Annotated in this window: 24 protein-coding genes; 6 read left to right on the forward strand and 18 right to left on the reverse strand. The window is 35.0% G+C overall.

What is annotated here, in order from left to right; genetic code table 11:
- Nucleotides 1–2 precede the first annotated feature (2 nt).
- From PBV87_RS21470 to PBV87_RS21535, 14 genes are all read right to left on the reverse strand, one after another.
- Nucleotides 3–719: an ATP-binding cassette domain-containing protein gene (locus PBV87_RS21470; RefSeq protein WP_242847695.1), complete on the reverse strand. Its 717-nt coding sequence runs from the start codon at nt 717–719 to the stop codon at nt 3–5.
- Complete coding sequence (locus PBV87_RS21475) at nt 707–1495, reverse strand: ATP-binding cassette domain-containing protein (RefSeq protein WP_053985681.1); 789 nt, start codon at nt 1493–1495, stop codon at nt 707–709. The genes PBV87_RS21470 and PBV87_RS21475 overlap by 13 nt, the downstream gene beginning before the upstream one ends.
- The gene (locus PBV87_RS21480) at nt 1495–2295 is read right to left on the reverse strand and encodes an ABC transporter permease (RefSeq protein WP_053985682.1); all 801 of its coding nucleotides are present in this window, start codon (nt 2293–2295) and stop codon (nt 1495–1497) included. Before PBV87_RS21480 ends, PBV87_RS21475 begins: the two co-directional genes overlap by 1 nt.
- Nucleotides 2292–3245, reverse strand: a complete 954-nt coding sequence (locus PBV87_RS21485; protein WP_271013700.1) for an ABC transporter permease — start codon at nt 3243–3245, stop codon at nt 2292–2294. Before PBV87_RS21485 ends, PBV87_RS21480 begins: the two co-directional genes overlap by 4 nt.
- A 136-nt stretch (nt 3246–3381) precedes the next feature.
- The gene (locus PBV87_RS21490; protein WP_053985684.1) at nt 3382–4401 is read right to left on the reverse strand and encodes a helix-turn-helix domain-containing protein; all 1020 of its coding nucleotides are present in this window, start codon (nt 4399–4401) and stop codon (nt 3382–3384) included.
- Nucleotides 4402–4707: 306 nt separating this feature from the next.
- Nucleotides 4708–5070, reverse strand: a complete 363-nt coding sequence (locus PBV87_RS21495) for a NifB/NifX family molybdenum-iron cluster-binding protein (RefSeq protein ID WP_053985685.1) — start codon at nt 5068–5070, stop codon at nt 4708–4710.
- Between the two features lie 9 nt (nt 5071–5079).
- Complete coding sequence (locus PBV87_RS21500; protein WP_271013701.1) at nt 5080–5943, reverse strand: ATP-binding protein; 864 nt, start codon at nt 5941–5943, stop codon at nt 5080–5082.
- Nucleotides 5940–6776, reverse strand: a complete 837-nt coding sequence (locus PBV87_RS21505; RefSeq protein WP_053985686.1) for a nucleotide-binding protein — start codon at nt 6774–6776, stop codon at nt 5940–5942. Before PBV87_RS21505 ends, PBV87_RS21500 begins: the two co-directional genes overlap by 4 nt.
- Nucleotides 6777–6806: 30 nt before the next feature.
- On the reverse strand, nt 6807–7172 hold the full coding sequence (locus PBV87_RS21510) for a NifB/NifX family molybdenum-iron cluster-binding protein (RefSeq protein ID WP_053985687.1): 366 nt from the start codon (nt 7170–7172) through the stop codon (nt 6807–6809).
- A 166-nt stretch (nt 7173–7338) separates the two neighbouring features.
- Entirely contained in the window at nt 7339–7803 is a 465-nt protein-coding gene (locus tag PBV87_RS21515; protein WP_053985688.1) for a DUF134 domain-containing protein, read from the reverse strand.
- 54 nt (nt 7804–7857) lie between these two features.
- Complete coding sequence (locus tag PBV87_RS21520) at nt 7858–8244, reverse strand: iron-sulfur cluster assembly scaffold protein (RefSeq protein ID WP_053985689.1); 387 nt, start codon at nt 8242–8244, stop codon at nt 7858–7860.
- A gap of 166 nt (nt 8245–8410) precedes the next feature.
- The gene (locus PBV87_RS21525; protein ID WP_053985690.1) at nt 8411–9571 is read right to left on the reverse strand and encodes an iron-containing alcohol dehydrogenase; all 1161 of its coding nucleotides are present in this window, start codon (nt 9569–9571) and stop codon (nt 8411–8413) included.
- Between the two features lie 262 nt (nt 9572–9833).
- Nucleotides 9834–10856 carry a PocR ligand-binding domain-containing protein gene (locus tag PBV87_RS21530; RefSeq protein WP_271013702.1) on the reverse strand — a complete coding sequence of 341 codons (1023 nt, stop codon included), beginning with the start codon at nt 10854–10856 and terminating at the stop codon, nt 9834–9836.
- Nucleotides 10857–10995: 139 nt separating this feature from the next.
- Entirely contained in the window at nt 10996–12432 is a 1437-nt protein-coding gene (locus PBV87_RS21535) for an MFS transporter (RefSeq protein ID WP_271013703.1), read from the reverse strand.
- A 301-nt stretch (nt 12433–12733) separates the two neighbouring features.
- On the opposite strand from PBV87_RS21535, the gene PBV87_RS21540 reads away from it, so the two are divergent.
- Nucleotides 12734–14182, forward strand: coding sequence for a sulfatase-like hydrolase/transferase (locus PBV87_RS21540; RefSeq protein ID WP_271013704.1), 1449 nt, complete (start codon nt 12734–12736; stop codon nt 14180–14182).
- Between the two features lie 78 nt (nt 14183–14260).
- On the opposite strand, the gene PBV87_RS21545 is transcribed toward PBV87_RS21540, so the two are convergent.
- Nucleotides 14261–15448, reverse strand: coding sequence for an ROK family protein (locus PBV87_RS21545; RefSeq protein WP_271013705.1), 1188 nt, complete (start codon nt 15446–15448; stop codon nt 14261–14263).
- 408 nt (nt 15449–15856) lie between these two features.
- On the opposite strand from PBV87_RS21545, the gene PBV87_RS21550 reads away from it, so the two are divergent.
- The gene (locus PBV87_RS21550) at nt 15857–17752 is read left to right on the forward strand and encodes a DUF4838 domain-containing protein (protein ID WP_271013706.1); all 1896 of its coding nucleotides are present in this window, start codon (nt 15857–15859) and stop codon (nt 17750–17752) included.
- A gap of 66 nt (nt 17753–17818) precedes the next feature.
- Here PBV87_RS21550 and PBV87_RS21555 read toward each other — a convergent pair whose 3' ends face one another.
- Both PBV87_RS21555 and PBV87_RS21560 read right to left on the reverse strand, forming a co-directional pair.
- A complete protein-coding gene (locus PBV87_RS21555) occupies nt 17819–19558 on the reverse strand; it encodes a sensor histidine kinase (protein WP_271013707.1) in 1740 nt (579 codons plus the stop codon).
- On the reverse strand, nt 19558–21072 hold the full coding sequence (locus PBV87_RS21560; RefSeq protein WP_271013708.1) for a response regulator transcription factor: 1515 nt from the start codon (nt 21070–21072) through the stop codon (nt 19558–19560). Before PBV87_RS21560 ends, PBV87_RS21555 begins: the two co-directional genes overlap by 1 nt.
- 388 nt (nt 21073–21460) lie before the next feature.
- Between PBV87_RS21560 and PBV87_RS21565 the strand changes: the two genes are divergently transcribed.
- From PBV87_RS21565 to PBV87_RS21580, 4 genes are read left to right on the forward strand one after another with little or no spacing between them, the layout of a single operon-like run.
- On the forward strand, nt 21461–22810 hold the full coding sequence (locus tag PBV87_RS21565) for an ABC transporter substrate-binding protein (protein WP_271013709.1): 1350 nt from the start codon (nt 21461–21463) through the stop codon (nt 22808–22810).
- Nucleotides 22811–22833: 23 nt separating this feature from the next.
- Nucleotides 22834–23733 carry a carbohydrate ABC transporter permease gene (locus PBV87_RS21570; protein WP_271013710.1) on the forward strand — a complete coding sequence of 300 codons (900 nt, stop codon included), beginning with the start codon at nt 22834–22836 and terminating at the stop codon, nt 23731–23733.
- A complete protein-coding gene (locus tag PBV87_RS21575) occupies nt 23726–24532 on the forward strand; it encodes a carbohydrate ABC transporter permease (protein ID WP_271013711.1) in 807 nt (268 codons plus the stop codon). The genes PBV87_RS21570 and PBV87_RS21575 overlap by 8 nt, the downstream gene beginning before the upstream one ends.
- Nucleotides 24533–24535: 3 nt before the next feature.
- Nucleotides 24536–24703 carry a hypothetical protein gene (locus tag PBV87_RS21580; protein ID WP_271013712.1) on the forward strand — a complete coding sequence of 56 codons (168 nt, stop codon included), beginning with the start codon at nt 24536–24538 and terminating at the stop codon, nt 24701–24703.
- Nucleotides 24704–24816: 113 nt separating this feature from the next.
- Here PBV87_RS21580 and PBV87_RS21585 read toward each other — a convergent pair whose 3' ends face one another.
- The gene (locus PBV87_RS21585) at nt 24817–26259 is read right to left on the reverse strand and encodes a sulfatase-like hydrolase/transferase (RefSeq protein ID WP_271013713.1); all 1443 of its coding nucleotides are present in this window, start codon (nt 26257–26259) and stop codon (nt 24817–24819) included.
- Nucleotides 26260–26263 lie beyond the last annotated feature (4 nt).

Below are 26263 nucleotides of genomic sequence, written 5' to 3' on the forward strand. Positions count from 1 at the left end.
TATTAACTTCCTTTCTTTGTATTTTTTATACCAACACGAATAATTTGCCCACATTGTATTGTGAGAATTGTATCAGATAGCCGGTAAGCACTATCTATATCATGAGTAATTAATAAAAATGCACACTCAAACTCTTTATGATATTGCTCCAAGACAGTCATTACAGCCTCTGCAGATATAAAATCAAGGCCACTTAATACCTCATCTAGCACTAAATAACGAGGATAGATTGACATGGCACGAATCAGAGAAAGACGTCTTTGTTCACCTCCCGAAAGCTGTCTTGCCGGAACATTTAGTAGCCGAGAATCCATATGTGTTAATTCCATTAATTCACCGATTCGTTCACGTCGTTGTTTTCTTGTCATATCTGTTAAATTAATCATGGCTTCTTCAACATTTCGTCGGACAGATAACATAGGATTTAATGTGCCACCCGTGTCTTGAAATACTGCTTGGATTTTTCTTCTATGTTTTCGCCAGTCTTCGGCATTCCAGTTAGTTGTATCTTCTCCATCTAAGAATATTTTTCCAGTATCTGGATGTTCTAACCCAACTAAAAGGCGAGCAAGAGTACTTTTCCCTGATCCAGACTCTCCTACAAGGCAAGTAAATGAACCAGGCTCTAACTTAATAGATATGTTTTTTAATGCCTCAAAGGATAATCCATGAGATTCCAAATAAGTTTTACTAATATGTTCAGCAATTAGTCCTTCCATGTCCACCCCTCCTTACTGACTGACCTATTGGCAGTCACATACTCCTTTGTCCATTCACACGTTGGATTAGAGAGAAGTTCTTCCATAGTACCTGTTTCTGTCAGCTGACCCCATTCCATTACATAAACCCTATCACACTGCTGACTTAATGCAGCTATATCATGAGAGATAAATAAAATACCTGCCCTTTCTTTTTGTTGGGCTAATAGTTTCAACAATAACGTCCTGTTTTCTGAATCTAATGCAGAGGTCGGTTCATCAGCCAAAATGTATTTGGGGCTCATTGCCAGCAAGAGCGCAGCGGCTGAGCGTTGAAGCATCCCTCCTGAAAGCTGCCCAGGAAAGCTGTTAAGTACTCGTTTGGGTTGAGAAAAACCTAAATCAACCAGTAATTCTTTTGCTTGGTCTATAGCTTGTTGTCGAGACATGCCCATTTTTAAGTGAAGTGTTTCAACAATCTGTTTTTCCATCTTAATTTGTGGATCAAATGCAGTCATGGGATTCTGGGGAATAAAACCTAACGTCGTTCCACATAAACACCGATGTTTTTTTAAAGATAATGTACCAAGGGCAATATCATCTACAAATATTTCTCCGCTACTTATACTGCATCCCCTACTTAAAGTCCCCAATAAAGCCTTTAATAAAGTGGATTTACCTGCCCCACTTTGCCCAGTCAATCCAACAACTTCTCCTACTTCTAAGTGCAAAGAAATTTGATGTAAAAGTTTATAACCATCTTGAGTTATTACAGATAAATTTTGGACATCAACCATTAGTTCCCCCCTCTTTTTTCAATTTCTCTACCTAACATGTGAAATGCCATCGTGCAAAGAACAATCATAGTAATGGGATATAGTGTCAGCCTTGAATGGGCAAGGAGATAATGATGTGCTTCAGATACCATACTTCCCCAATCGATTACATTGTCACCCATTCCAAGTCCAATAAATGAAAATCCCACAATTGACAAAATCATATCCGCACAAGATAAGCAAATAAAATGTAGGACGTCCCATATAAGATTCGGAAGAATATGCCCAAATAGCACTCGCATTTTTTTCGCTCCAGAAGCCATAGCACACATGATATATGCCTTGTTTTGTTCTATAGTGGTGCGCGTTTGTACCAACTTAACCAACCGTAACAAAAGAGAAACTGTAACTGCAACTAACATAGTAATGACACTATTTCCCCAAGCCGCAATAAAAATAATTAAATAAGCAATAGGTGGCATTGCGGTTACTGCATTTAAAATGCCTTCTAATACTACATTTTTTCCTCCTTCGCTCCCACCTATAAAGAGCCCTACCAAAGTTCCAAAAACACTTACTATCAATGCCCCTACTAAAACAATCATCAAAGTAGTACGCCCTCCATACAATAAGCGAGATAATACGCACCGCCCCATATTATCAGTCCCCAATGGATACTCTATACAAGGAGACTGAAAACGAATTTCCATATTCACCAGGCCAGGATTATGTGGAGCAAATAAAAAACCAAAGGTACATATTAGAATAATTATTAGAGGAAAAATTAATTCTAATTTTCTTTTTAATTGAGATTGTTTCATCCTCCGCCTCCCTTTGCTCTCATATCACTACGCAATATGTACTGTAATAATTCCGTGAAACTGTCTAGAACAACTAACACAAGTGCAAGAATCAATACAGCCCCATGGATTATTGGTGAGTCCCTTTTAACTACAGCATCAACAATAAGATACCCAAAGCCGGGCAGTGAAAACACTCGCTCTACAATAGCTGCATTTGCTAAGCACAAACTCAGCATTTGTGCAAAACTGGGTAGTAAATCTACTATTGCATGAGGTAATCCATGAAAAATCAAGATATATCCTTCACTCAATCCTCTACACCTAGCATACATGGCATAATCTTGCTCCATCTCTCTTTCTAAAGAGGACGCAAGCATTTGTCCATAAAAGCATATTCCACATACCGATAGACAAAGTGCCACCGGAAAATATTTTGCTATCCCAGTATTACCCAATACACTCAACCAACCAAGTTTTAACGCAAAAATATCGATAAAAGCTGTTCCTAAGTAGAATCCCGGTACAGAAATACCTACCATGGTTAATAGAGAGAGTAATGTTCCCCAAATCCTATTTCTCCCTAAGTATCCAAGTGTCCCCACTGCTAGTGCACCTATAGACATCATTATGCCGGAGAGTGCCACAACCTTTAATGTGACTGAAACTGTTTTTGCCAATTCGTTCGCGACAGGGTTACCAGTACCTAACGAAATACCAAAATCCATGCAAACGGCATTTCTAACCCAATCAAAATATTGTAGCAGTAGAGGCTTATCTAACCCCAACATTACTCTGGCTTTGTCAATTTGTTCTTGAGTCACAATAGCTGAATTCCGCTTTACATAGGCAGTAGCTGGATCAATGGGAGACAAACGCATAAGCAGGAAGGATAACAGTGTTACTACAAATACTGTTAAGATGACGATGGCTATTTTACGGATGATATATCGCTTGGTTTCACGCCTCATAATATCCCCTCCTTTAAGTTGGTTGCTAATCATCGTGTTTCAAAAAAAACGCATCGGAATCGATGCGTTTTCTCGGCTTATGATCCCTCTTGCTTACAGAAACCATAATACTGAATATTCTATTTCGTTGCCACTCCTATAAGACACTACGCCCTCCTTTTAGACAAAAACTTTTTCGATACTCTGTGGGAGTCTGCCCTATGAACTGTTTAAAAACTTCTGAGAACTTACTAGCATTTTGATAACCAACTTGATAAGAAATATTTGTTATTCCATCATTTGATTCGCGTAAAAGTTGAGCGGCAAACTGTACACGATAAGCCTGCATATAAGTATTGATTGAAGAACCATACACTTCTTTGAAGCAGAGCTTCATTGAAGTTAATGGATAATTGAATGTATGAGAAAGTTCTTTCAAGGTAACATGACGATGAAGGTTTTGAATAAGGTATTGTCTAATTGCTTTAATCGACTCTATCTGTATTTTATTAAAATATTGACGTTCTTCTCGTTTTGCAGTAATTTCTGGTGAGTTTAAAAATAAGAATAATTCCATTACTTTTATTTTGAAATATCCACTTTTCAAATCTTCAGGTGTTTTATATAGTTCTGAAAAAATGTGTTGAATAGAATCAGTTGCTCTCATGATAAAGCAAGAGTTACCCTGGCACAAACTTTCCTTCATAGAGAACAAATCAAAAGATAGCCCCCTTCCTAAAGCATTTGATACCTGTTTTAATACCTGTGTTGCTAGAGATATATCTACTGCAATAGTTATACCATGATAATGAGATAAGGGAAACCAGCTCTCACGTGCAACATTCGTCATCACATTAACTGCTAAATCACCTTCTCCTAAATAAGCTGTTTCTCCATTAGAAAACTCACATTCAAATCGTCCTATACGACAATGATTAATCTCTATAATATCTGCTCGTGGAGTTGCATTATGCCTAACACCATTTGTCATATGGATATCATTATAGAGAATTTCTATTCCCGGGAACACTGAATACCTAATAATAATACCTTCTCCAGTATTATTTTCCATTTTATAAATAGAACATTCTTCTCCATGAATAATCGTTTGCGTATCAGATTCATTTAAAACATGCGTTTTTATTAGTTCTTCCGTTTCAGTAAATAGTTTTTTCATTATACACCTCAACTTTGGATAAGGTAGTTAGTTCCAACTAACTCTATACTTACATTTTATCAGTATTTGATAACCTTAGTCAATTTTCAATGTATTTATAAATACCTTACACCCAAATAAAAATAGACATTATTATAATTTACACCGATTATTGACCCACTGCTCACTATTTTCTTCTATAAAGAGTCTGATAGCAACGTAAGTCTATTAAAACGCAATCCAAAAAAGAAGGTCTATCTTTATAGATAGACCTTCTTTTTACACATTTATCATGAAAACTAAAATTTTCTTAAAACTAATATTAAATTAATGATTTCCGCATTCACCTGCATGTTGATGTTCATGACAAATAGAACCTGTTGATACTAAGTTTCCTTCAAGATAAGCTAGAACATTTGCTTTTGCTTCTCCTGCTGCACCAACGATAACTTCAATACCTCTTTCATTAAAGATATCGATAGCACCGCCTCCCATACCACCTGATATAATCACATTCACGCCTAATTGATGTAAGTAATTTGGTAAAAAGCCTGGTTTATGTCCTGGATTTGGTACAGAGTCTTCTTTTACAATTGTTTTACCTTCTACATCATAAATATTGAAGTTCTCACAATGTCCAAAATGTCCTGCTGTCATTTTTCCTTCACTTGCAACTGCTATTTTCATCATTCATTCCTCCTAGATTGTTTTATTTAATATATTTAAGGTGTGTTCTAAAATGTGCCGAAGGGCTCTACCTGCACAACTATCCATCTCAACAATATTTTTCCCTTCATTAATTGCTTTAGAAGCCATTTTATCAAAGGGGATCATACCTACAACCTCTATTTTGTGTTGATTGCAGTAATGCTTAATTGCCTCTGTATTGTCTCGATTAATATCATATTTATTAATGCACACAGCACATTTTACTTTAAAATAATTAGCCGTTTCTAAAATTCTTTGTAGATCACTTATACCTGAAACGGTAGGTTCTGTAACAACTAAAACCATATCTACACCTGTCATAGAAGCAATCACCGGACATCCTATACCTGGCGAACCATCTATGATTGCAATATTATCCTTAGCATACTTATCCATATTTTTCTTTACTTCTGATACCAATTTACCTGACGCACCTGCGCCCATTTTCAACTTAGCCGTTGAAAACACAATCTCATCATGATAGATATAAGTTTGACCACTTACACTTTCCTCCATAGTTATAGATTGGGTAGGACAAACAAATTTACATGTTCCACATCCTTCGCAAGCATATGGATCAATCGTTATCCTATCTTGATAAGATATTGCATCAAATTTACAATGCTCTAGACATTTTTTACATTCTATACATTTACTTAAGTCTATTTTAGGTTTAGGAAGTCCATAAAAGTTTTGTATTTCTGGCTTACCATGAGGCGTTGCTGTAATATGCAAATTAGGTGCATCAACATCACAATCTGCATAAGTTTTTGTTTTAAGTAAATGTATAAAACTAGAGGCAACAGTTGTTTTACCTGTGCCACCTTTTCCACTTAAAATTAATAACTTTTTCAACATCTCACCTTCTTCTCAAGCCTCTTCCTTATAGCATCAAAGGCTGCAATTGCTGTTTCATTCGAATAAACAGCAATCTCACCTTCAGAATTTTTCTTTCCTATTTCTCTATCAAAAGGAATTCTTCCTATGATCTCAATATGTTCTTCATGACAAAATCGCTCCGATGGATTGTCACTCTCTGTACATTTATTAAGTACAACACCAAATTTCTTATGAAATACTTTGACTAATTCATAGACCATTTCTAGGTTGTGTCGCCCAAACTCAGTAGGTTCCGCAACAAGAATACAGTAGTCCACATCTTTTATCGATTCCATAACCATACATCCACTTCCTGGCGGACAATCTATAATGACATTTTTTTCATTTTTAATCTGACTAAGAATGGCTTTGATGATGGGTACACCAGATACTTGTCCTACATCCATCTTCCCAGATACAAACGCTGTTGTACCAGAAATACCTTTCATGACACTTCCTACTCTTTTTTCTTCTTCATCTATGGCATTATATGGACAAACGACTTTGCACCCACCACATGAATGGCATACTTCTGGGAAAAGTAAAGGTTGTTGCTTTACAAAGGCTAATGCATGGAATGCACAAAATGCAACACACTGTTTACATCCTGTACATTGTTCTAGTTGAAAAGTTGGAATTGCAACAGTTACTTCCTTACTCTCTAGCATCTTAGGTTTAAAAAACAATGTGCCATTGGGTGCCTCCACATCACAATCTACATAGATACAATGTTTGATACTTGCTGCTAGATTGACTGACACAAATGTCTTTCCCGTTCCTCCTTTTCCACTCAAAACAGCTATTTTCATTTGAATGCATCCTTTCTCAACATCTAAAAACTATTTGTCAAATCCATGATTATGAAATCCTGCATGAATCTTACTTAAGGGTTCTAATTTGCCTTCGGTAAATTTATCTATTTCTTCATCAACTTGCTCTGTCGTTGTCTGATACATTTTTACATTGGCTGCTTGTAATACCTTTGCTGCATTTTCCCCACATCTAGGAGTTAATAAGATATCTGCACCTGTATCAACGATAAACTGAGCAGCCTGTATGCCTGCTCCCCCTGGCGCATTTACGGCTTCATTCTCCACATATTCTTTGTGATTGGTTGCTGTATCAATAAATAAAAAGCTTGGTGTTCTACCAAATGATACACAAATTGTTTTTTTGTCTTCGTTAACTGGTACAACTATTTTCATCCTTTTATCTCCTTTTCATTTAAGTTTTTACACGTGAAGTTATGAGCATATGCTAACTACATTTTCATTATATTCCTTTTTGAGCATATGTCAATAATGTTTTTTACTAAATCTGAATAAATAAAAAAAGATGATTTTGATTGTTATCAAAATCATCTTTTCATATCTAGCACTGTTTCCAGCAATTTTTAGTACAGAATTTACCCTTGCACTTTTTAACACAATTTATTTTAGTAGACCCACATGTTGGGCACATATATGTTCCTTCTTTAATTTGCTGCAAATTCTCAAAGCTTTCTTTCCAATTTTCATTACATTCTTCACACATTACACTGCAAATATTTCTCGTGTAATTGCCTCCAGCAATATGTATTGCTTTGCCGTTAATCATTCCATCTGCTATTTTTTCTCTAGCAGATAGTAATATTCTTTGAAAAGTTGGACGAGACACTTCCATTCGCTCTGCACACTCTGCCTGCTCAAGCCCTTCTAAATCTTTTAATCGAATCGCTTCTACTTCTTCAAGCAAAAGTACATTTACTTCAACACCTTCGATTTCGTGATCTGCAGGTATAAAGTAAGGTACCATAGGTATATGTTCAATTTTACGCCATTTGATTGGTCTTGCCATAAAAGTACCTCCTCATACTCATTCTTATAAGAAGTATAGCTTAAAATATTTGACTTAGCAAGGAAGTTGTCTTTTTCTATAATTATCTATAGCATTTTTTAACGCACCTTCACCTAGTACAGAACAGTGAAGCTTATATTCTGGCAGTCCACCTAAAGCATCTGAAATATCTTTGTCTGTGATTTGATAAGCTTCATCTAATGACTTTCCTTTTGCAAGTACTGTTGTCATACTACTACTAGCAATTGCTGCAACACATCCAAATGCTAAAAACGTAATATCCTCTATAATATTATCCCTAACCTTTATATATATGGTTAAGGCATCTCCACACTCGGCTTCTCCATATCGCCCCTCTGCATCAGCATCCGGCATAGTCCCTGAATTATAAGGTGCCATAAAATGTTCAAATACTATTTCTGTATAATCACTATATCCCATTACTCTACTCCTTTTTATTTATGGTCATATGCTTATTATATTTTAATAGCATTATGAACATATGTCAATAATCATTCAACTATCTATCATTCCACATAAAAAAAAACACCCAGAGTCACCTTCTATTCAAAGAAGTTGTAAACTCTAGGTGTTTTATACTTTTTAATTAATAAGCTGCTTTAAAGATATTGATAATATCTTCTTTATTACCTTTACGTGGATTACTAAAAGCATTGCCATCTTTCAATGCCATTTCTGCCATATATTCAAAATCTGTTTCTTTAATTCCCATTTCTTTTAATGATGTTGGGATACCGATTTCTCTAGATAATCTAAACATAGCATCGATTGCTTTTTCAGCTGCTTCATGCACTGATAAGCCATCAATTTTTTCACCCATAAACTCTGCAATATCAGCAAATTTTTGTGGATTAGAAATAACATTGTATTTACAAACATGTGGTAATAACATTGCATTGGCTACACCATGTGGCATATCGTATAACCCACCTAATTGATGTGCCATTGCATGTACGTAGCCTAAGTTACCATTATTAAATGCCATACCTGCAAGGAGTGAAGCATAAGCCATATTTGTTCTTGCTTCTAAGTTGTCTCCCATAGCTACTGCTTGTCTTAAATTATTTGCTATTAATTTAATAGATTGTATTGCAGATGCATCTGTTACAGGATTGGCATCTTTTGAAACATAAGCTTCTACGGCATGAGTTAAAGCATCCATTCCTGTTGCAGCTGTAAGTCCTGCTGGTTTGCCAATCATAAGTTCTGGATCATTGAAAGATACGAGTGGTAAGTTTCTCCAGCTTACGATAACATATTTAACTTTTGTTTTTGTATTTGTAATAACACAATGTCTTGTTACTTCACTTGCTGTACCAGCTGTTGTATTGACTGCTAGGATTGGTGGTAGTGGGTTAGTCAAAGTCTCAATACCTGCATACTCATATAAGTCACCTTCATGTGTTGCAGCAATTCCAATCCCTTTACCACAGTCATGAGGAGATCCACCACCTACTGTTACGATCATATCACAATTTTCTTCTTTAAATATTTTTAATCCCTCTGCCACGTTTGTATCTTTAGGATTTGGTTCTGTTCCATCATATATAGCAACTTCAAGCCCGGCTTGGGTTAAATAGTTTATTGTTTGCTCAACTGCGCCATTTGCTTGATTTCTTAAGAATTTATCTGTAACAACAAGTACTTTTTTCCCACCTAACATCTTCGCACGTTCACCAATCACCTTTAAACATCCTGGTCCCATGAAATTCACACTTGGTAGTAAATAGTCATACATTCTACTCATTTGATATCCCTCCAAATTTAAGCATAGTTTATTTTTCAATACTCTTGTTTGAGAGCTTCTCATATTTTAAAAGTGGTCAGCTCTAATTTTATATTTAATATTATAGTATTATTTACATAAATAGGCATGAGACAGATATGTCATAAAATTACACTTATTAATAGTAATTTTATGTTCTTTTTAAATTTAATTGTAATTTTTATACTTTGTTTTAAAATAAAATAGATGCTACAGCAATTCTTTTAATTGCGTAGCATCTATTTTATTTTTTATAATATTTTCTATAGAGATGTGGCGTAACCCCTTCATACTTTTTAAAGATTTTTATAAAGTATCCAGGTTCGTTAAAGCCTAGCTCCTCACTCATTTCACTAATGGGAATATCTGTTTCTTCTAGTATACTTTTCGCCCACTCTATTTTAAGTTTGGATACATAGAGACTGAACTTTTCTCCTGTTTCCTTTACAAATAGTCTACTAAAATAACTTGGACTTACATGGCAAAGTTCTGCCATTTCTTTTACGGATACATGTTCATTCTTGTGAGTATAAATATAGTCTATAGCAGGCTTCAAGACCTTACTTACACTAATTTTTTCTTGTTCACGTTCTATATAAGAACTTATAATCCTATTAGACATCTCTTTTTTTATATTTTCTATACTCTTTGTTTGATAACCTAACAAAATATCCTGGCTTATATGATGTTCTTTCAAGCCAATAGCTTCATTTAGCTCGAGAGCTAAACTTTTATCTAATGCTTCTTCAACAAGATAATTACTCAAGTTAAAAATCATCTCTGAGAGATTAACTACCTCTTCATAACTTAAAACTGGCAAGGCTTCATAGTGTTCTTTAAGATGATTGATTGTTCCTTCAATCCATTTTTTATTAGGTAGTGCTACGATTTGTTCAAGGGTATTATGCATATGATGATCAGATAACTTAACTTGCCCAACCATAATGGCCCCAATGTACTTATCATCTACTATAATGGGCACTGCAATATCTACTATGCCAAAGTGGCATAAATATATGTAAGGTTTATTGGTGCGAACGGCTTCTAAGCCGCCTCTTGAATCACATTTTTGACAATACATTGCCATTTTCTTATCCGCTCTTACTATAGAACAAAACTTCTGACATCCACTATGCTTGGTCATAGGATTCCCTTTATAATCTATAATAATCATAGCTGCTTTTGTAATTAAAACCATTGAATCTTGTAGCTTATCCCACTTTTTAAAATCAATAATCTGGTCTACTTTTAATGTACTTTTCTTCAAAGTAAGCAACTCCTCAATAAGATATCTACTTTTATTATACTATAAATCCTCTTCTAGTCCCAGTTTTGCCCTTAAACAAAAAAACCACAGCCATTCAAGAGGGCGAATGGCTGCGATTTTTGAGTTCTATTTTGTCATATTAACACATTTCAAATTCTACACTTTCTATTTCTGCCTCTGTCTCTATCCCTTCAAATTCCTTTGCACGTTTTGTAGAAATAAAAGCCTCCATCTCACTTTCAGTTTTCTTACTAATTGGATAGAACTTCATTGCGACGATAGAACATATAAAGGCAGCAATTGGAATAAGTGTCTTCATATATAAAATAGCATTAAGTGTTTGTGGTGTTTGTTGTGCAAGCCCAGGTGCATAACCTACAAAATCAAGTACATATCCCATAATAAATGCACCAAAAGCTTGGGAAAGCTTATTAACAAAAGTAAAAGTTGAAGAAACGAGGGCTGAACCATTAATCCCTGTCTTCCATTCTGCATAATTGGCAGAGTCTAATACTGCTGAACGACTCAGCATATTATTAACCGCTCCAATAAGTGGCGTTGCAACAATAAAGATCATCACAAGAAAAGTATTATTTGCTGGTGTAAAGAGTAATCCAAGAGCTGCAATAATGGCAATGGCTTCTATAACAATAATACCATTTTTCTTTCCTAATTTTGCTACATACCACCCTACAATACCAATAAGCATAAATGAAAAGATTGTTGTCGCCCATCCTATGATTCCCATAAGGTGTGTTTTTTCACCCATATTGTATTTAAAGAAATACATATTTAGCCCATTACCTATTTGAATGGCTAAACTATCGGTTCCAAAACTAATAAGTACCATCAAAAGTGCTGTATTTGATGTGATGACTTTCATTCTTTGTTTAAAGGATATTTTCTCGCCTTTTTGAGCTTGCTTTGCTTGTGCTGGATTATAAATATCAAGTTTTCTTACAGACATCGCAGAAATAATAAACATAATGGTGCAAAATACTGCAAAGATTGCAGCAACCATCAACCAAGCTTCCTCACTTGAATCCCCTCCAAACCAATTTAACATAGGGATAGCAAGCGCTGTAACCGCTAACGAACCAATATTCCCAACTGCTTGGAAAATTGCCTGTACTTTGGCACGACGCGCTGTACTATGACTCAAAATAATAGGTAGTGCAAGCTGAGGAATTTGTACACATGTCCATGCTAAACTATATAAAATATAACTTGTATAAGCATAAATAATTTTCCCACCCATGCTTAATTCCGGTGCCATAAACATAACAACAAAAATCACACCAAGTAAAGGGGATCCAAATAAGATATAAGGTCTATACTTACCAAATTTCTTAGAATTTGTCTTATCAATAATCATCCCCATAAGTGGATCTGTAAATGCATCTACAAGCCTTGCAACCATAAAGATTGTTCCTGCAACAGTTGCTGAAATGCCCAAGATATTGGTGTAATAGAACATAATATACGTTCCTACAAACATAAAAATCGCTGTATTTGCAATGTTCCCTATACTGTATAAGTATATATCCTTTTCTGATGCCTCAACTGAATACTTCATTATACCGCCTCCCTGACTTTATCTTTTTAATCACTTACTTTATTTTTTATAAAAAATAATTAGTAATCCTCCCCTCTTCACTTTTTGGCTTTAAAATGTGACTTTTCTGTATATATTTTTATTTAATTAATTATAATTTAAAATTATATATTTATGCAATATGTATTTTTTAAACATATTATACTCATTTTTTATAGTTTTATTATTATTTTCATTATCTATTGTATTTTAAAATACTAAATGATATATTAAAAATTATAATTTATAATTAATATCCTATCACAGAAAGGAATCAACCGTTATGTCTAAAAGAAAAAATATCCTCCTCATCTTATCCGACCAACAACGCTACGATACAGTTAGCGCCTACGGCCTAAATGCAGTATGCAAAACACCTCATATCGATACCCTAGCATCCGAAGGTATGAAATTTACCAATGCCTTTACTTCTTCCGCCATATGTGCACCAGCCAGAGCTAGTGTTATGACAGGGCTCTTCCCTCATAATCATGGCGTTATCGATAATTTTACAGATATCAAAGATGGCATACCTGTTCTTGGCCATTGCATGAAAGAACAAGGCTATTTCTGTGGACTTGCAGGGAAATGGCATGTATCTGCAACTAAGACACCTGAAGATTGTGGTTTTGACGGCAAAGCTTTTATGGGATATGGTTTCCCTGGTAGTGGTGTCTTTTCCAGCTTAAAATTTAATCAGCCACCAGATAACGCACCTAATTATTATGAAGAATATCTTAAAGAAAATGGATTTGATAAACCTGATGTATCTCATGGTTTTTTAGGCAATAATCCTGCCCTTCAAATCCAAGAAATGTATGCTAAGCATGAAGGCCCACTAGAAAGCACCATCGAATACTTTGTTGCACATGAGGCAAACCGTCTTATAGACAAGGCTGTTTCACAAGATCAACCATTTCTTCTCTGGGCTAACTTCTGGGGTCCACATTCTCCAAGTATCGTTCCTGAGCCTTACTTCTCCATGTATGACCCTAAAGATATTAAAGAGCACCCAAGTTACAAAGAAACTTTCGAAAACAAACCTTATGGACATTATCTGTCCGAAAAAATGTGGGGGCTTGGCGACTACGGCTGGGATGGCTTTGCTGATATTGCAGCCAAATACTATGGCCACTGTACTTTAATTGATGATATGGTAGGTATGATTATTCAAAAACTTAAAGATCTTGGTATTTACGAAGATACAATCATTATTTATAGCGCCGACCATGGTGATTGCCTTGGTGCTCATAAATTAATCGAAAAAGGTGCATTTACATATGATGAAATTTATAGAATCCCTATGATTGTTAAGGGACTTGGCACTAAAGATAACGATAGTTTTGTCTATCTTCAAGAGTTAATGCCTACACTTTTAGACATTGCAGGCACCTCTCCAGCTAAGCCTGTAGACGGTGAGAGTCTTCTACCACTCATGGAAGGCAGACAAGAAAGTAATGGACGAACAGAAATCTACGGCGAGTACCATAACCACTTCTATGTATCACGTCAACGTATGGTTCGAGATAATCACTACCAATTTACTTTTAATGAGAATGAAAAAGGTGAACTTTATGACTTTGACAAAGACCCTTACCAACTCAATAATGTTTGCTACGACCCAACCTACTCCCAAATCAAAAAAGCATATATAGAAAAAATGTCTCATTATATGAAAACAACTAACGATCCAGCTGGTGTTTGGTTCCATAGAATCAAAGAATTTTATTAAAGCTACGTCTATTAATTAAAAAAGAGTTATAAAACGCATGCAAGCTGCACGTTTTATAACTCTTTTAATTTATCCTGCTTATTCATTTATAAAATAGGCATCAATGGCACGAGCACTTGCTCCAATCGCTCCGTTAATAGGACTATAAGGCAAAATTTCAATATTAGAACCATAATGATTCCCCATAAAGTTCAAGTCCTTATCTATATACAATTGAAGCTGCCTACCTACTTCTAAATCATCAAATAGTCGCCCATGTAAAAATATTTTGGTAGGATTAATAAGAATAGATAAATTAGATATAGTCATACTTAAGTATTTAAGCCCTTCTAAAAGATAACCTCTAATGATCTCATCCCCCAAATTATAAGCTGTGATAATATGCTCAATGCTTATTTCTTCCGGCGACTCTACTAAACTATTTAAGATGATAGAACCTTTATTCTCTACTAATAATTTAGCCGCTTTAATCAGCCATCTTTCACTTGCATAAGTCTGCAAGCAACCACTTTTACCACATTCACAACACTTACCATCTACCTTTACAATGGTATGCCCAATTTCACCTGCAATATAATTATCTGCTTTAAATAACTCTCCATCAATCATATTCGCACAATACATACCTATTCCCACATGGAAAAATGCAAAGTTCTCAGGTGTTGTCTGTGGTTCAAACAAGTATCTCCCAAAAGCCATGCATCTTACATTATTATCCATAATAATAGGCAAGCAAAATCTTTCTTTTATCTTTTGGGGTTGGAAGGATTTCCACACTTTTGAATCTGTTACAAGCTCTGTCTGATTACTACTTAATTTCCCTGGTAAGGCAATACCTATGCCCACTAACTTAGGCACAATTTCCTTATTTCTCTCTATAAGTGTATCTACATTTTGAACAATAAATTCCGTAATATTTGTAACTGCTTTATAAGTGGTTGAAAACATAATTTCATCTATCACTTTACCACTTAAATTAGTAATACAAAAAGCAATATACTTTTCATTAAACTCTATCCCTATACCATATACATAATCTCTATTTAGATCAATCAACACCCTCTTCCTCCCAAGAGTATTGTCACCCATCTGCTCTGCTTCACCTAAATTAACAATAATCCCTTCATTAATTAATGCTGCTGTGGTAGTTGTCACTGTAGCAGGTGTAATCTCAGTACTTTCTGCAATGGTAGCTCTAGATACAGGTGCATTTCTGAAAATATATTCTAAAATTTTTGTTCGATTGGACTTTTTTACATTATTCATCGTCTCTCACCTTTTATCTCATTCTATTACTTAATTTTTATAATTAATTATATCATATCTACGTCATTCCTCAATTTTTTTCTGCTACACATGCCTCTATATTATTTTAAATAAATATTTTTTTTAATTTTATCTATATCAAATCTAAATTCTTTCATTTTATAATTAATTCATTTTCCTTAGAATCTTTCTTTTATCAACAACTCTTTTACGTATCCCCTCCATCACACTTGTCAAACTTGCATATATATTTCCATTTAATTTATTTATATTTCATAATTTACTATTTTATTATTTTACTTTAAACTCAATTATAGTAGCTATTTTATACTTTTAAATCTAGTCATATTAATTATATTTATTAATTATATTTATTAATTAATATGCCATTAAGAAAGGATGAGCCCTTTGGAAATCAATCTTATTTTTACTTCTGACGATTCTACTTTACGCTTTTGTGCCACAGAACTTAATTATTATCTAAAAAAAATAGACTTCACCACCTCTATTTCTTTTAATGCTAACACACAAAATGCATTTCCTATTTATTTAAGTATACAAGATGCTTGCGTACATACTTTAGATGATTCTTATCAAATTCATTGCACTACCAAATCCATCCACTTACTTGGCAGCAACAAACGCTCTGTTTTACTTGCAACATACAAATTACTTTATCTTCTAGGATGTAGATTTTTACAACCAGGTAAGCAATACGAGTATATCCCTCAAAAAGATTTGAGCTCCTTTTTACCATGCTATATACATAACCAAACCTATACCGCTTCCCTTAGACACCGAGGCGTATGTATCGAAGGGGCAAACGCCTTTGAAAACGTACTAGACTTTATTGATTGGCTTCCTAAGCTGGGTTACAATAGCTTTTTCATGCAATTTAAGCTTCCCTATGCCTTCTTCGAAAGATGGTATAAACACACTTTTAACCCTTTACTATCTCCCCAAGACCTTACCGAAAAACAATTAGAATCCTTTTTAGAAACTATCGAAAGTGAACTTAAAAAAAGAGACTTACTTTATCACAAAGTTGGGCACGGGTGGACATGTGAACCTCTTGGTTTAAAAGATTTTGGATGGCAAAAAGTTGATGTCACCTTAGAAGATAATAAAAAAGATTGGCTGGCCCTTATCAAAGGTAAACGAGCATTCTGGCGTGGTATTCCTACTAATACCAACTTATGTTATTCAAATAGTGATGTACAACAAGCCTTCATCAATAATATTGTCGACTATGCAGCCAAGAATCCTTCCATTGACTATCTCCATGTATGGTTAGCTGATGAATACAATAATGTCTGTGAATGTGCTAAATGCCAAGACACACTCTTAAGTGACCAATATATAGCTATGCTAAATACTTTAGATGAGGCCCTTACAGAAGCCGGCTTATCTACAAAAATAGTTTTCCTGCTTTACCAAGAACTTCTTTGGCCACCTCTTCATGAAGTATTCCATAATCACGATCGTTTCACACTTATGTTTGCCCCTATTAGCAGAACCTTTGAAAAGAGTTACGAAGACTGCAGCATTCCTGATACTATACCAGCTTACAAGCGCAACCAGATTACACTTCCACAGTCGTTAGAAGAAAACTTAGCCTTCCTTCAAAAATGGCAAACTAAATGGGATAGTGACAGCTTTGTCTATGATTATCCTCTCGGACGTGCACACTATGGTGATTTAGGGTATATAAACATTTCAAAAATCATTAGTCAAGATATCAAGGCATTAAAAACGCTTCACTTAAATGGTTATATCAGTTGCCAAGAACTAAGAGTAGCAATGCCTCATAGCCTTCCTAACTACATTATGGGCTTGACACTTTTTGATACACATACCGATTTCAATACTATTGCAGTCGATTACTTCTACCACCTTTATGGCAAAGACGGTGCCTACTACCAAGACTATTTCACAACGATCTCTAATTTATTTAGTTGTGATTATTTCAACGGAAAAGGTCAAAGAATCTCTACCACTATCGCTGCTAATTGCCTTAAAGCTATAGAATATACCAAGGTCTTTACAATACATACAGCAGAAAAAACTCACCCTTATTGCACCAACAAATTACGTTTCCATATTAACTATGTCCATTTACTAGCAACTGCACTTTACCATCTATCTCTTGGAGAGGCTGAAAAAGCACAGACTGCATACACTCACTTTATCACCTATATCCAGACCAATGAACCCTTTTTCCAAGATGCTCTAGATGTCTACCGAGTGATCGAAGTTTCTAGTAAATATACCGGATTCACATTACCAAATAATTATTCTATTTAATATACAAAAAGCTCACTTAAATGCTCCTATAAAAGAACATTTAGGTGAGCTTCTATACTTATACAATTAAATTACCTCTATTGGTAACTTAATACTAATGCTGGTTCCTAGCCCTGGTTCACTTTGAACTTCTACACCATAACCCATGCCATAGATCAGTTTAATTCGTTCATCCACATTGTGAATACCTATGCCACTAAAATGATATTTCTTTTTGTGTTCCCCTTCATCCAAGCTTCTAATTCCAGTTCCATTATCCAATATTTCTATTAAAAGTAGGCCACTATTTTGATTAATAAATACAGTGATATTCCCACTCTTTCTACCTGTGAACGCATGGAAAAAGGCATTTTCTATAAAAGGTTGAATGATGAGCTTAGGAATCTGCAAATCTAAGCATGAAGGATCCACTTGATAGTCTACCTTAATGTAGTCTCCATAACGCATTTGATTGATATACACATAGAAACCTAAGTTTTTAATTTCATCAGCTATGGTGGTCATTTCATCTGTTGTTCCTATCGTGTTTTGTAAAATCGAAATGAGACAATCTATTGTTTCATCTACTTGATCAATCTTTTGATGTTGAGCCAAATATTTAATAGAACTTAAAGTATTATAAAGAAAATGTGGGTTAATCTGCATCTGTAAAGCATTTAACTCAGCCTTACGCCTTTCTTCTTGCTCATTCATCAAGCTCTTTACATGATAGTTAATATCTTTTAGCATCATATTATAAGCCTCTGTCATCATCTGCATTTCTTGACTACCTTTATGTTGTGTCATAGGCTCTTTAAAGTCGTGGGTTGCTGCAAAGGACATGGTTTGTGCCAACTTATAAAGCGGCTTAGTAATATGTCTAGAGATAGCAAAAACAAAGCTAAAGGTAATACCTATAACCGCTAGCATAATCAGTTGCATATTTTTTTCAAGCCTATAGAGGGGTGCAAAAATCACTTTTTGATCAATCTCTCCTACCAAATAACCATCATAAAAAGGTAAATATAAACCAATCATAGTCTTTTCATGATCTATATTAATATAACCTGTTTCACTATCTACAGCCTGCTTGGCTTGTTCTAAAATTTCAAGTTCCTTGGTTCCTATACGTCTTTTATCATCACTAGATAGAACTGTTCCATCACTTTCTATAATGGCAAGTTTCATCCCTTCAGTCTTGTAATCACTATATTTAGAATAGATATAGCTTTCATCGATTATAACAACTACATAGCCATACATCTTGTGTGTTCCATCTAATAGCGGCTTAGTTACAAAGATCCCATTCTTATAAGGTGCTTTACTAAATACACCTTGCTTACCATGATAAATCATCTGATTGACCACTTCACCATCTTTTGCGATATAGTTTTTCACAAAATCTTCAGGCACTTCATCCCATGCCCATGGATTACTGGTATAGTAGCGTCCTGTCTCACCGTTGGTACCTACTACCATAAAGTAAGTATTGACAGGTGTTAAGTATTGTCTATAAGTATCCATATACTTTCCTATGTCCAGTACTAAATTCAGCTGTTCCTGAGGCGTCCCTTCTGGTGCGGTAATATAGTTTTTGAAGGCTTTACTTCCGCTAATTTTACTAATCAAAGTGGCTACTTCTTCATTATAAGCTAAAAGTTCCTTTTGCCCCTTGGCCAAATTGACATAGGCGTTATGGGTTACTTCTTTGAGCAAAAGCGACTTTGCCATCCCTATACAAGTTAGGCAAATAATCAACGAAACGATTAATATTGTAGGCAACGTGAGTCCCATTATTCGAGTAAAAATCGTGTTGTATTTCTTCATTATTTACCCCATCCTACCTGTTTTCTTCTGTAACTAGTGGGTGTCATGGTTGCATACTTTTTAAAGACTTTAGAAAAATAATTATGCTCTGAAAAGCCTACTAATCCACTTACTTCAGCTATTGAGAGTTTTTCATCTTTTAGAAGAAGTTTAGCTTTTTCTACCCGTACTTTATTGATATAGGCCGTTAAATTTTCACTGGTTTGATTTTTGAAATAAGCAGATAAATAATAGTAATTAATATGCAAATCATTTGCTATATCAGATAATGTAAAGTCTTCACTATAGTGCTTTTCTACATATTGAATAACCTTACTTAAAATAACTGAGTTCTTCTGCTCCACTTGTTCATTCATAAGTGTTGTCAATTTTTCAAAGACTTGTTTCATCACTTCTACAAGTTCTTCAAAATAGGTCGCCTTATCAATATCCCTAAATATACGAATCTTATCCTTACTCAAAAGGCTTATATCAAAACCTAGATGACTTGTGGTATTGATTAAATTATAAATGACGTTTTGGCAAAAACGTTTAAGACTATACTCATCATAACCTTGTTCTTTTTTCACTTCTTCATAGTAGTCAAGCAGTTGCTTTTTGCAAGACTCCATATCTAGTCCATTGAGTGTGGAATTAAAAAGGGCAATATCAAATTCCTTCTTCTCGCCCTCTTTCTTCATCTCACTTTGTAATATAAATGTTTTTTCCTTAAAGTAAAAAGCCTTACCAAGCAGTTGACTAAGTTCATTACTTATTTGTATTAAACTTGACGGATTAATAAATATTGAGCTTACTATGAAATTTACTTTATCTAACGTAAGATAAGACACCGCTTCTCGTAAAGTATGTAAAAATATTCTTTCATCATAATGTTTTAGATTGGCAAGTACAATGTACTCCTCTTGTATAATTGTTTCAATAAAATTAATATTTTTTAAAGCATGATGTACCCAGCTTACTAACTCTTCTTTGTAAGAATCACAAATCTTACATTTCATCAAAATAAAGTTAGGTTCGGGCATGACTTCTTCTAGAGGACTACTGATACAGACCTCTTGATGAAAAGGATTGAGCAGTTGCTTTAATAAGGAAGATGTATTATCTTTCTTAACCACTTGCTTACTACTTAAATCCATCTCTCCTTTTACTTTTTCAATTAAAGTAAGAAGATCTTCTACCTTTAGTTTAGGCTTTAATAAATAATCAGACACACCATATTTGAAAGCCTCTCTTACATAGTCAAATTCACTAAAGCTACTCAGTACAATCATCCTCACTTGAGGATGTTTCTCTTGCATGATCTTGGCAAATTCTACGCCATTCATCATAGGCATAACAATATCTACTAGCACAATATGAGGCTGTAGCTCTTCTACAAGCTCTAGCGCTTCCTCTCCATTTGCCGCTTCTCCTACAATTTGAATATCATGCGCCTCCCAGTTACACAAATATCTCAGACCATTACGTAAGATCAATTCATCATCAACAATTAACAACCTACATAATTTATCCATAAAATTTCCCCTTCATCTGATAACTATTGCCTATATGCTCATCCGCTCTAGATAGAACAAATAAACAACCTTGAAATACCTCCTGAGCTAAGCCCCCTCTCTTCTATAGTGCATATTAACATTTTTGCTTATTAACTTATTCCTAATTTTATCATATCTCACAACAAACTAGCAATTATTTAAGTTTGATTTACGTTAATTAACCTAAAAATTATACAATTATCAAATTATTACTATTCCTTTTTGCCAAATTAATATTTACCAATTTTAAATCAAATTTATACTAAATCTTGTTAATTTTTTACTATAGATTCTTTTTTTATTTTGTTAAAATGTCAATATGAAACACAGGTATTCTATTCAATATTCTCTAAGGGGGTTTATTCAGATGAATAAAAAAATAATTATGGTCGCTTTAACTTTACTTGCTACAACAATGACAGGTTGTAGTAGTAGTTCTTCAAACGCTACACCAACACCTGCTACAGACAACACTTCAACACCTGTCACTGCACCAGCAGATTCTACAGATACTAATACAACAAATGCCGAACAAAAAGTTGTTGCTTGGTGTTGGGATCAAGCCTTCAATGGGCAAGCTTTAAAAATTGCTGAAGAACTTTATCAAAAAGAGCACCCTGGATTCACACTAGAAATCATTGATTTATCAAAAACAGACTTAGAGCAAAAGCTTACAACAAACTTAGCTTCTGGTATTACAGATTCTCTCCCAGATATCATCCTTGTTAATGACAGCAATGCTGCAAAATACATTACTTCTTATCCAAATACATTTGCCGATCTTACAAACGCTGTAGACTATTCTAACTTCGCTTCTTATAAGGTAGAAAGTGTTACTGAAGATAGTAAAATTTATGGTATTCCTTTTGATGTAGGTGTGACAGGTATGTTCTACCGTACAGATTATTTAGAAGAAGCTGGTTTCACACCAAGTGATCTAGAAAATATTACCTGGGATCGTTACATCGAAATTGGTCAACAAATTAAAGAAAAAACAGGCAAATATATGTGTACAGTTAACCCTAACGATGAAGCTATCACTTCTATCATGCTTCAGTCAGCTGGTTCTTGGTACATCACACCTGATAACAAGGGTAACTTTATAGATAACCCTGCTATGACAGAAACCATGCGTGTTTATAGAGAACTTGCAAGTTCTGGTATTGCTAAACCTGTTACAGGTTGGAGCGAATTTGTAAATAGCTTCAATAATGGTGACGTGGCAACAGTTGTATCTGGCGTATGGCAAATTGCAACGATTATGGATGGTGAAGGACAAAGTGGTAAATGGGGTGTAGCACCTATTCCTCGCTTAGATATTGAAGGTGGTACAAACGCTTCTAACGAAGGTGGTTCTAGTTGGTTCGTACTTGATCAAGCTGCTAACAAAGATGTTGCTACTGACTTCCTTGCTTCTACATTCGGTAATAGTACAGCATTCTATGAGTCATTCTTAGCACAATGTGGTGGTGTATGTTCTTACCTTCCTGCTTATGAGAGTGATGTCTTTGCAGAAGAAGCTGAGTTCTTTGGTGGTCAACCAATCTATTCACTCTTTGCAAAATGGCTTCCTGAAGTACCAAGTATTTCTTTAGGTATGTATACTCAAGAAGCAAAAGATGCACTTAAAAACGAACTTCCAAACATCTTAAATGGTGCAGATATTGATAAGTCATTAGAAACCGTTCAATCTCTCTTCTCACTACAAGTTCAATAACTCAAAAAATATGGGGTGATTATATGCATAAACAAAAAGTGCATGGGCTAGAACGAAAACAACAAATTATAGGATGGGGCTTTGTCCTCATCCCTTCTTTACTCATTTTTGTTTTTTCTTTTTATCCTATGATTCAATCGTTTTTCCTTTCTCTACAATCCGGTAAAGGGATTGTCTATGAATTCGTAGGCTTCAAAAACTATATCAGACTCTTTTCTGATCCTATGTTTAAGCAAGCTGTTGCAAATACTTTTCTTTACCTTATTATTCAAGTACCTATTATGCTCCTTCTAGGACTTATCATTGCTGCCCTTCTTAATGCGCCTTCTCTAAAATTCCGTGGTTTTTATCGTACAGCGATTTTTCTCCCTTGTGTAACTTCTCTTGTGGCTTACTCTGTACTTTTTAAAAGTATTTTCGCTTATGATGGTATCGTTAACCGCTTTTTGATGGCAATTCACATTTTAGAGGAGCCCATCTCATGGCTTTTAGATCCTTTCTGGGCAAAAGTCGTAATTATTATCGCTATTACTTGGAGATGGACGGGATACAATATGATTTTCTATCTTGCTGGGATGCAAAACATCGATACAAGTATTTATGAAGCTGCTGATATTGATGGCGCAAGTAAGTTCCAACAATTTAAGCTCATTACAATTCCTTTACTTAAACCTATCATCTTACTTACTACTATCATGTCTACTAATGGTACACTCCAACTCTTTGATGAAGCTATGAATATTACAAATGGTGGACCAGGTAACTCAACCATGACCATTTCCCAGTATATCTATAATCAATCCTTTGTATATACACCAAACTTCGGTTATGCCGCAACCATATCCTACGCTATTTTATTCATGGTAGCTGTTCTTGCAATCATTCAATTTAAAGTTTCAAAGGTAGGTGATCAAAATGACTAAACTTAAAACATACTGCACCCATCTATTTCTAGGTCTTGCAGCGTTCCTTTCCATCTTCCCTTTCATTTGGATGATTATAGGAACCACTAATACCTCTTCTGATGTCATTCGTGGGAAGATGAGTTTTGGAAATGCTTTAGGTACAAATATCGAAGGCTTCTTAGCCTCTACAGATGTAGGTGCCATCTTATGGATGTCTTTTAAAGTAGCAATTATAGGTACACTTTGCACCTTGCTTCTGTGTTCTATGGCAGGTTATGGTTTTGAAGTGTATCGCTCTAAAGGCAAAGACCGTTTAATGAGTCTTTTGATGCTATCAATGATGATGCCTTTTGCCAGCATTATGGTACCTCTCTTTAAACTTTTTAGTCAGATGAAACTAATGAATACTGCTACTGCTATTATTCTTCCTTCTATGTCTACAGCTTTTATGATTTTCTTCTTCTTACAAAATACTAAGTCTTATCCTAAAGAAATCTTACAAGCTGCACGTATAGATGGGCTTTCTGAAATTCAAGCATTCTTTTATATGTATGTTCCAACTATGAAATCAACCTATGCTGCTGCAACGATTATTACTTTTATGAGTTACTGGAATAGCTACTTATGGCCACTTATCGTTTTACAAAGTCAAGACAAAAAGACAATGCCTTTAGTTATTTCTTCTCTCGCTTCTGCTTATAGTCCCGATTATGGGATCATCATGGTAGCGATTGTCATTACAACACTTCCTACTGTACTTATTTTCTTCTTAATGCAAAAGCATTTCGTAGCAGGTATGGTGGGTTCCGTTAAATAATGAATGGAAGCCAATCGTACACGCAACCTCTTCCTCCAAAACTTTACAAATACTAAGCAAGAGATTCCTCCCCTTGATGCATCCTATCAAGCACTCTCTTCTTGCAAATCCATTCATGAGGCGTTTCATTTAGAAGCGTATGAGGTGCTTATACTTAAAGTCCCCGTCTAAGTATAAGCATCTTGCTAACCTAAATATCATTTATAAAAGCTCACCTAGACTTCCACTTTATTAAAACTGAAGTCTAGGTGAGCTTTATTTTACTTGCCCTATTTAATTTACACCTACAAAGGATAATAAGTTGTTTTACCTTCTGCATACACACCTGCTTTTCTAAGTTGTCCGCATCCTGTTACGGCTTCCTTTGCAGCGTCTAGCTTGGGATCTGCATACCTTGTAAACCATTTTTGTAGGTCAGCGCGAAGCTGTTCTTCTACTAATTGACATTCTGGCTTTCCTATTAAATTATTTTCTTCATCCGGGTCTTCTACCAAATGATAAAGCTCATGGGGACCATAAGGATAACGATGAATATACTTCCATTCCTTTGTCCGTATCATACGATTTGGACCATACTCATCTAAGATAACAACACTTTGTTCATCTAATGTTTCTCCTAATAGACTCTTCTTAAAACTTCTACCTGGTAAGTTTTCATCTAGCTTTTCATCAAGTTCTAGATAATCAACCAAAGTATGGATGATATCATAATGACTCGCCATATCCAAACTTACCTTTCCCCCTTGAATGCCTGCCGGATAACTTATGATAAAAGGTACTTTTACAGATGTATCATATAAGTTCATTGGGAAGGTTCCATTGCCTTTGCCCCATATCCCATGATGTCCCATATTCATACCATTATCTGCACTAAAGACAATGATTGTATTTTCAAACTCACCTTTTTCTTTAAGTTTATCAATAATCTTACCTACCCCTGCATCCATAGCACTTACTGCTGCATAGTATCCTCTTAGAAGACGTTTGCGCTCTTCTCCCACACCTGATGGTGCACTATTAATTTGATTAGGATGAATAGGTTTATCTGGTGTTGCCTCAAATTTACATGTTCTATACAACTCTACAAATTCTTTTGGATGCTGGTCTTCATCCCATGGATCATGAGGTGCTGTATAATTGATATTGATATAATAAGGTTTTCCCTCTGCTCCTAGTTCATCAATATAACCCAGTGCCTTATCCGTAATAACATCTGTAATATAACGATTTTCATAACCAATTTTTCCATCCTCAATAACGTCAGCCTTATAATAAAGACATCCACCTCTTCCTATTGTAAACCATTTGCTATAACCATGTTGAGGTGTCATACTATCGCCCAAATGCCATTTTCCTGCAAGTGCACATACATACCCATTCTCACTTAAAATATCCGTATAAGTACGCATTCCCTCTAAATATTGAATAGGTTTATCTTCATTTGAGTAATAAGGGTCATTTTTCATCTCCCCTAGTTTATCTTTGTCCAAGCTCCCTGACCTTATCCAGTCATGCACACCATGTTGAGAAGGTATACGTCCTGTCAAAATAGAAGCTCTAGCTGGTGAGCATACAGGCGATGCACAGAAAAAATTATCAAATCTCATCCCTTGTTCTGCTAGATAATCCAAATGAGGTGTCACAATATCCTTATTACCTGCGCAGTTCATCGCCCATGCACCTTGGTCATCTGTCAATATAAATATAATATTAGGCTTTTTTCTCATTATT

This window comes from Holtiella tumoricola, assembly GCF_027857615.1.
Taxonomy (GTDB): domain Bacteria; phylum Bacillota; class Clostridia; order Lachnospirales; family Cellulosilyticaceae; genus Holtiella; species Holtiella tumoricola.

Excerpts from the sequence above, each read along its gene's own strand:
- PBV87_RS21470 (WP_242847695.1), bottom strand. The coding sequence starts at position 719 with ATGGAAGGACTAATTGCTGAACATATTAGTAAAACTTATTTGGAATCT.
- PBV87_RS21475 (WP_053985681.1), bottom strand. The coding sequence starts at position 1,495 with ATGGTTGATGTCCAAAATTTATCTGTAATAACTCAAGATGGTTATAAA.
- PBV87_RS21480 (WP_053985682.1), bottom strand. The coding sequence starts at position 2,295 with ATGAAACAATCTCAATTAAAAAGAAAATTAGAATTAATTTTTCCTCTA.
- PBV87_RS21485 (WP_271013700.1), bottom strand. The coding sequence starts at position 3,245 with ATGAGGCGTGAAACCAAGCGATATATCATCCGTAAAATAGCCATCGTC.
- PBV87_RS21490 (WP_053985684.1), bottom strand. The coding sequence starts at position 4,401 with ATGAAAAAACTATTTACTGAAACGGAAGAACTAATAAAAACGCATGTT.
- PBV87_RS21495 (WP_053985685.1), bottom strand. The coding sequence starts at position 5,070 with ATGATGAAAATAGCAGTTGCAAGTGAAGGAAAAATGACAGCAGGACAT.
- PBV87_RS21505 (WP_053985686.1), bottom strand. The coding sequence starts at position 6,776 with ATGAAAATAGCTGTTTTGAGTGGAAAAGGAGGAACGGGAAAGACATTT.
- PBV87_RS21510 (WP_053985687.1), bottom strand. The coding sequence starts at position 7,172 with ATGAAAATAGTTGTACCAGTTAACGAAGACAAAAAAACAATTTGTGTA.
- PBV87_RS21515 (WP_053985688.1), bottom strand. The coding sequence starts at position 7,803 with ATGGCAAGACCAATCAAATGGCGTAAAATTGAACATATACCTATGGTA.
- PBV87_RS21520 (WP_053985689.1), bottom strand. The coding sequence starts at position 8,244 with ATGGGATATAGTGATTATACAGAAATAGTATTTGAACATTTTATGGCA.
- PBV87_RS21525 (WP_053985690.1), bottom strand. The coding sequence starts at position 9,571 with ATGAGTAGAATGTATGACTATTTACTACCAAGTGTGAATTTCATGGGA.
- PBV87_RS21535 (WP_271013703.1), bottom strand. The coding sequence starts at position 12,432 with ATGAAGTATTCAGTTGAGGCATCAGAAAAGGATATATACTTATACAGT.
- PBV87_RS21540 (WP_271013704.1), top strand. The coding sequence starts at position 12,734 with ATGTCTAAAAGAAAAAATATCCTCCTCATCTTATCCGACCAACAACGC.
- PBV87_RS21545 (WP_271013705.1), bottom strand. The coding sequence starts at position 15,448 with ATGAATAATGTAAAAAAGTCCAATCGAACAAAAATTTTAGAATATATT.
- PBV87_RS21555 (WP_271013707.1), bottom strand. The coding sequence starts at position 19,558 with ATGAAGAAATACAACACGATTTTTACTCGAATAATGGGACTCACGTTG.
- PBV87_RS21560 (WP_271013708.1), bottom strand. The coding sequence starts at position 21,072 with ATGGATAAATTATGTAGGTTGTTAATTGTTGATGATGAATTGATCTTA.
- PBV87_RS21565 (WP_271013709.1), top strand. The coding sequence starts at position 21,461 with ATGAATAAAAAAATAATTATGGTCGCTTTAACTTTACTTGCTACAACA.
- PBV87_RS21570 (WP_271013710.1), top strand. The coding sequence starts at position 22,834 with ATGCATAAACAAAAAGTGCATGGGCTAGAACGAAAACAACAAATTATA.
- PBV87_RS21575 (WP_271013711.1), top strand. The coding sequence starts at position 23,726 with ATGACTAAACTTAAAACATACTGCACCCATCTATTTCTAGGTCTTGCA.
- PBV87_RS21580 (WP_271013712.1), top strand. The coding sequence starts at position 24,536 with ATGGAAGCCAATCGTACACGCAACCTCTTCCTCCAAAACTTTACAAAT.
- PBV87_RS21585 (WP_271013713.1), bottom strand. The coding sequence starts at position 26,259 with ATGAGAAAAAAGCCTAATATTATATTTATATTGACAGATGACCAAGGT.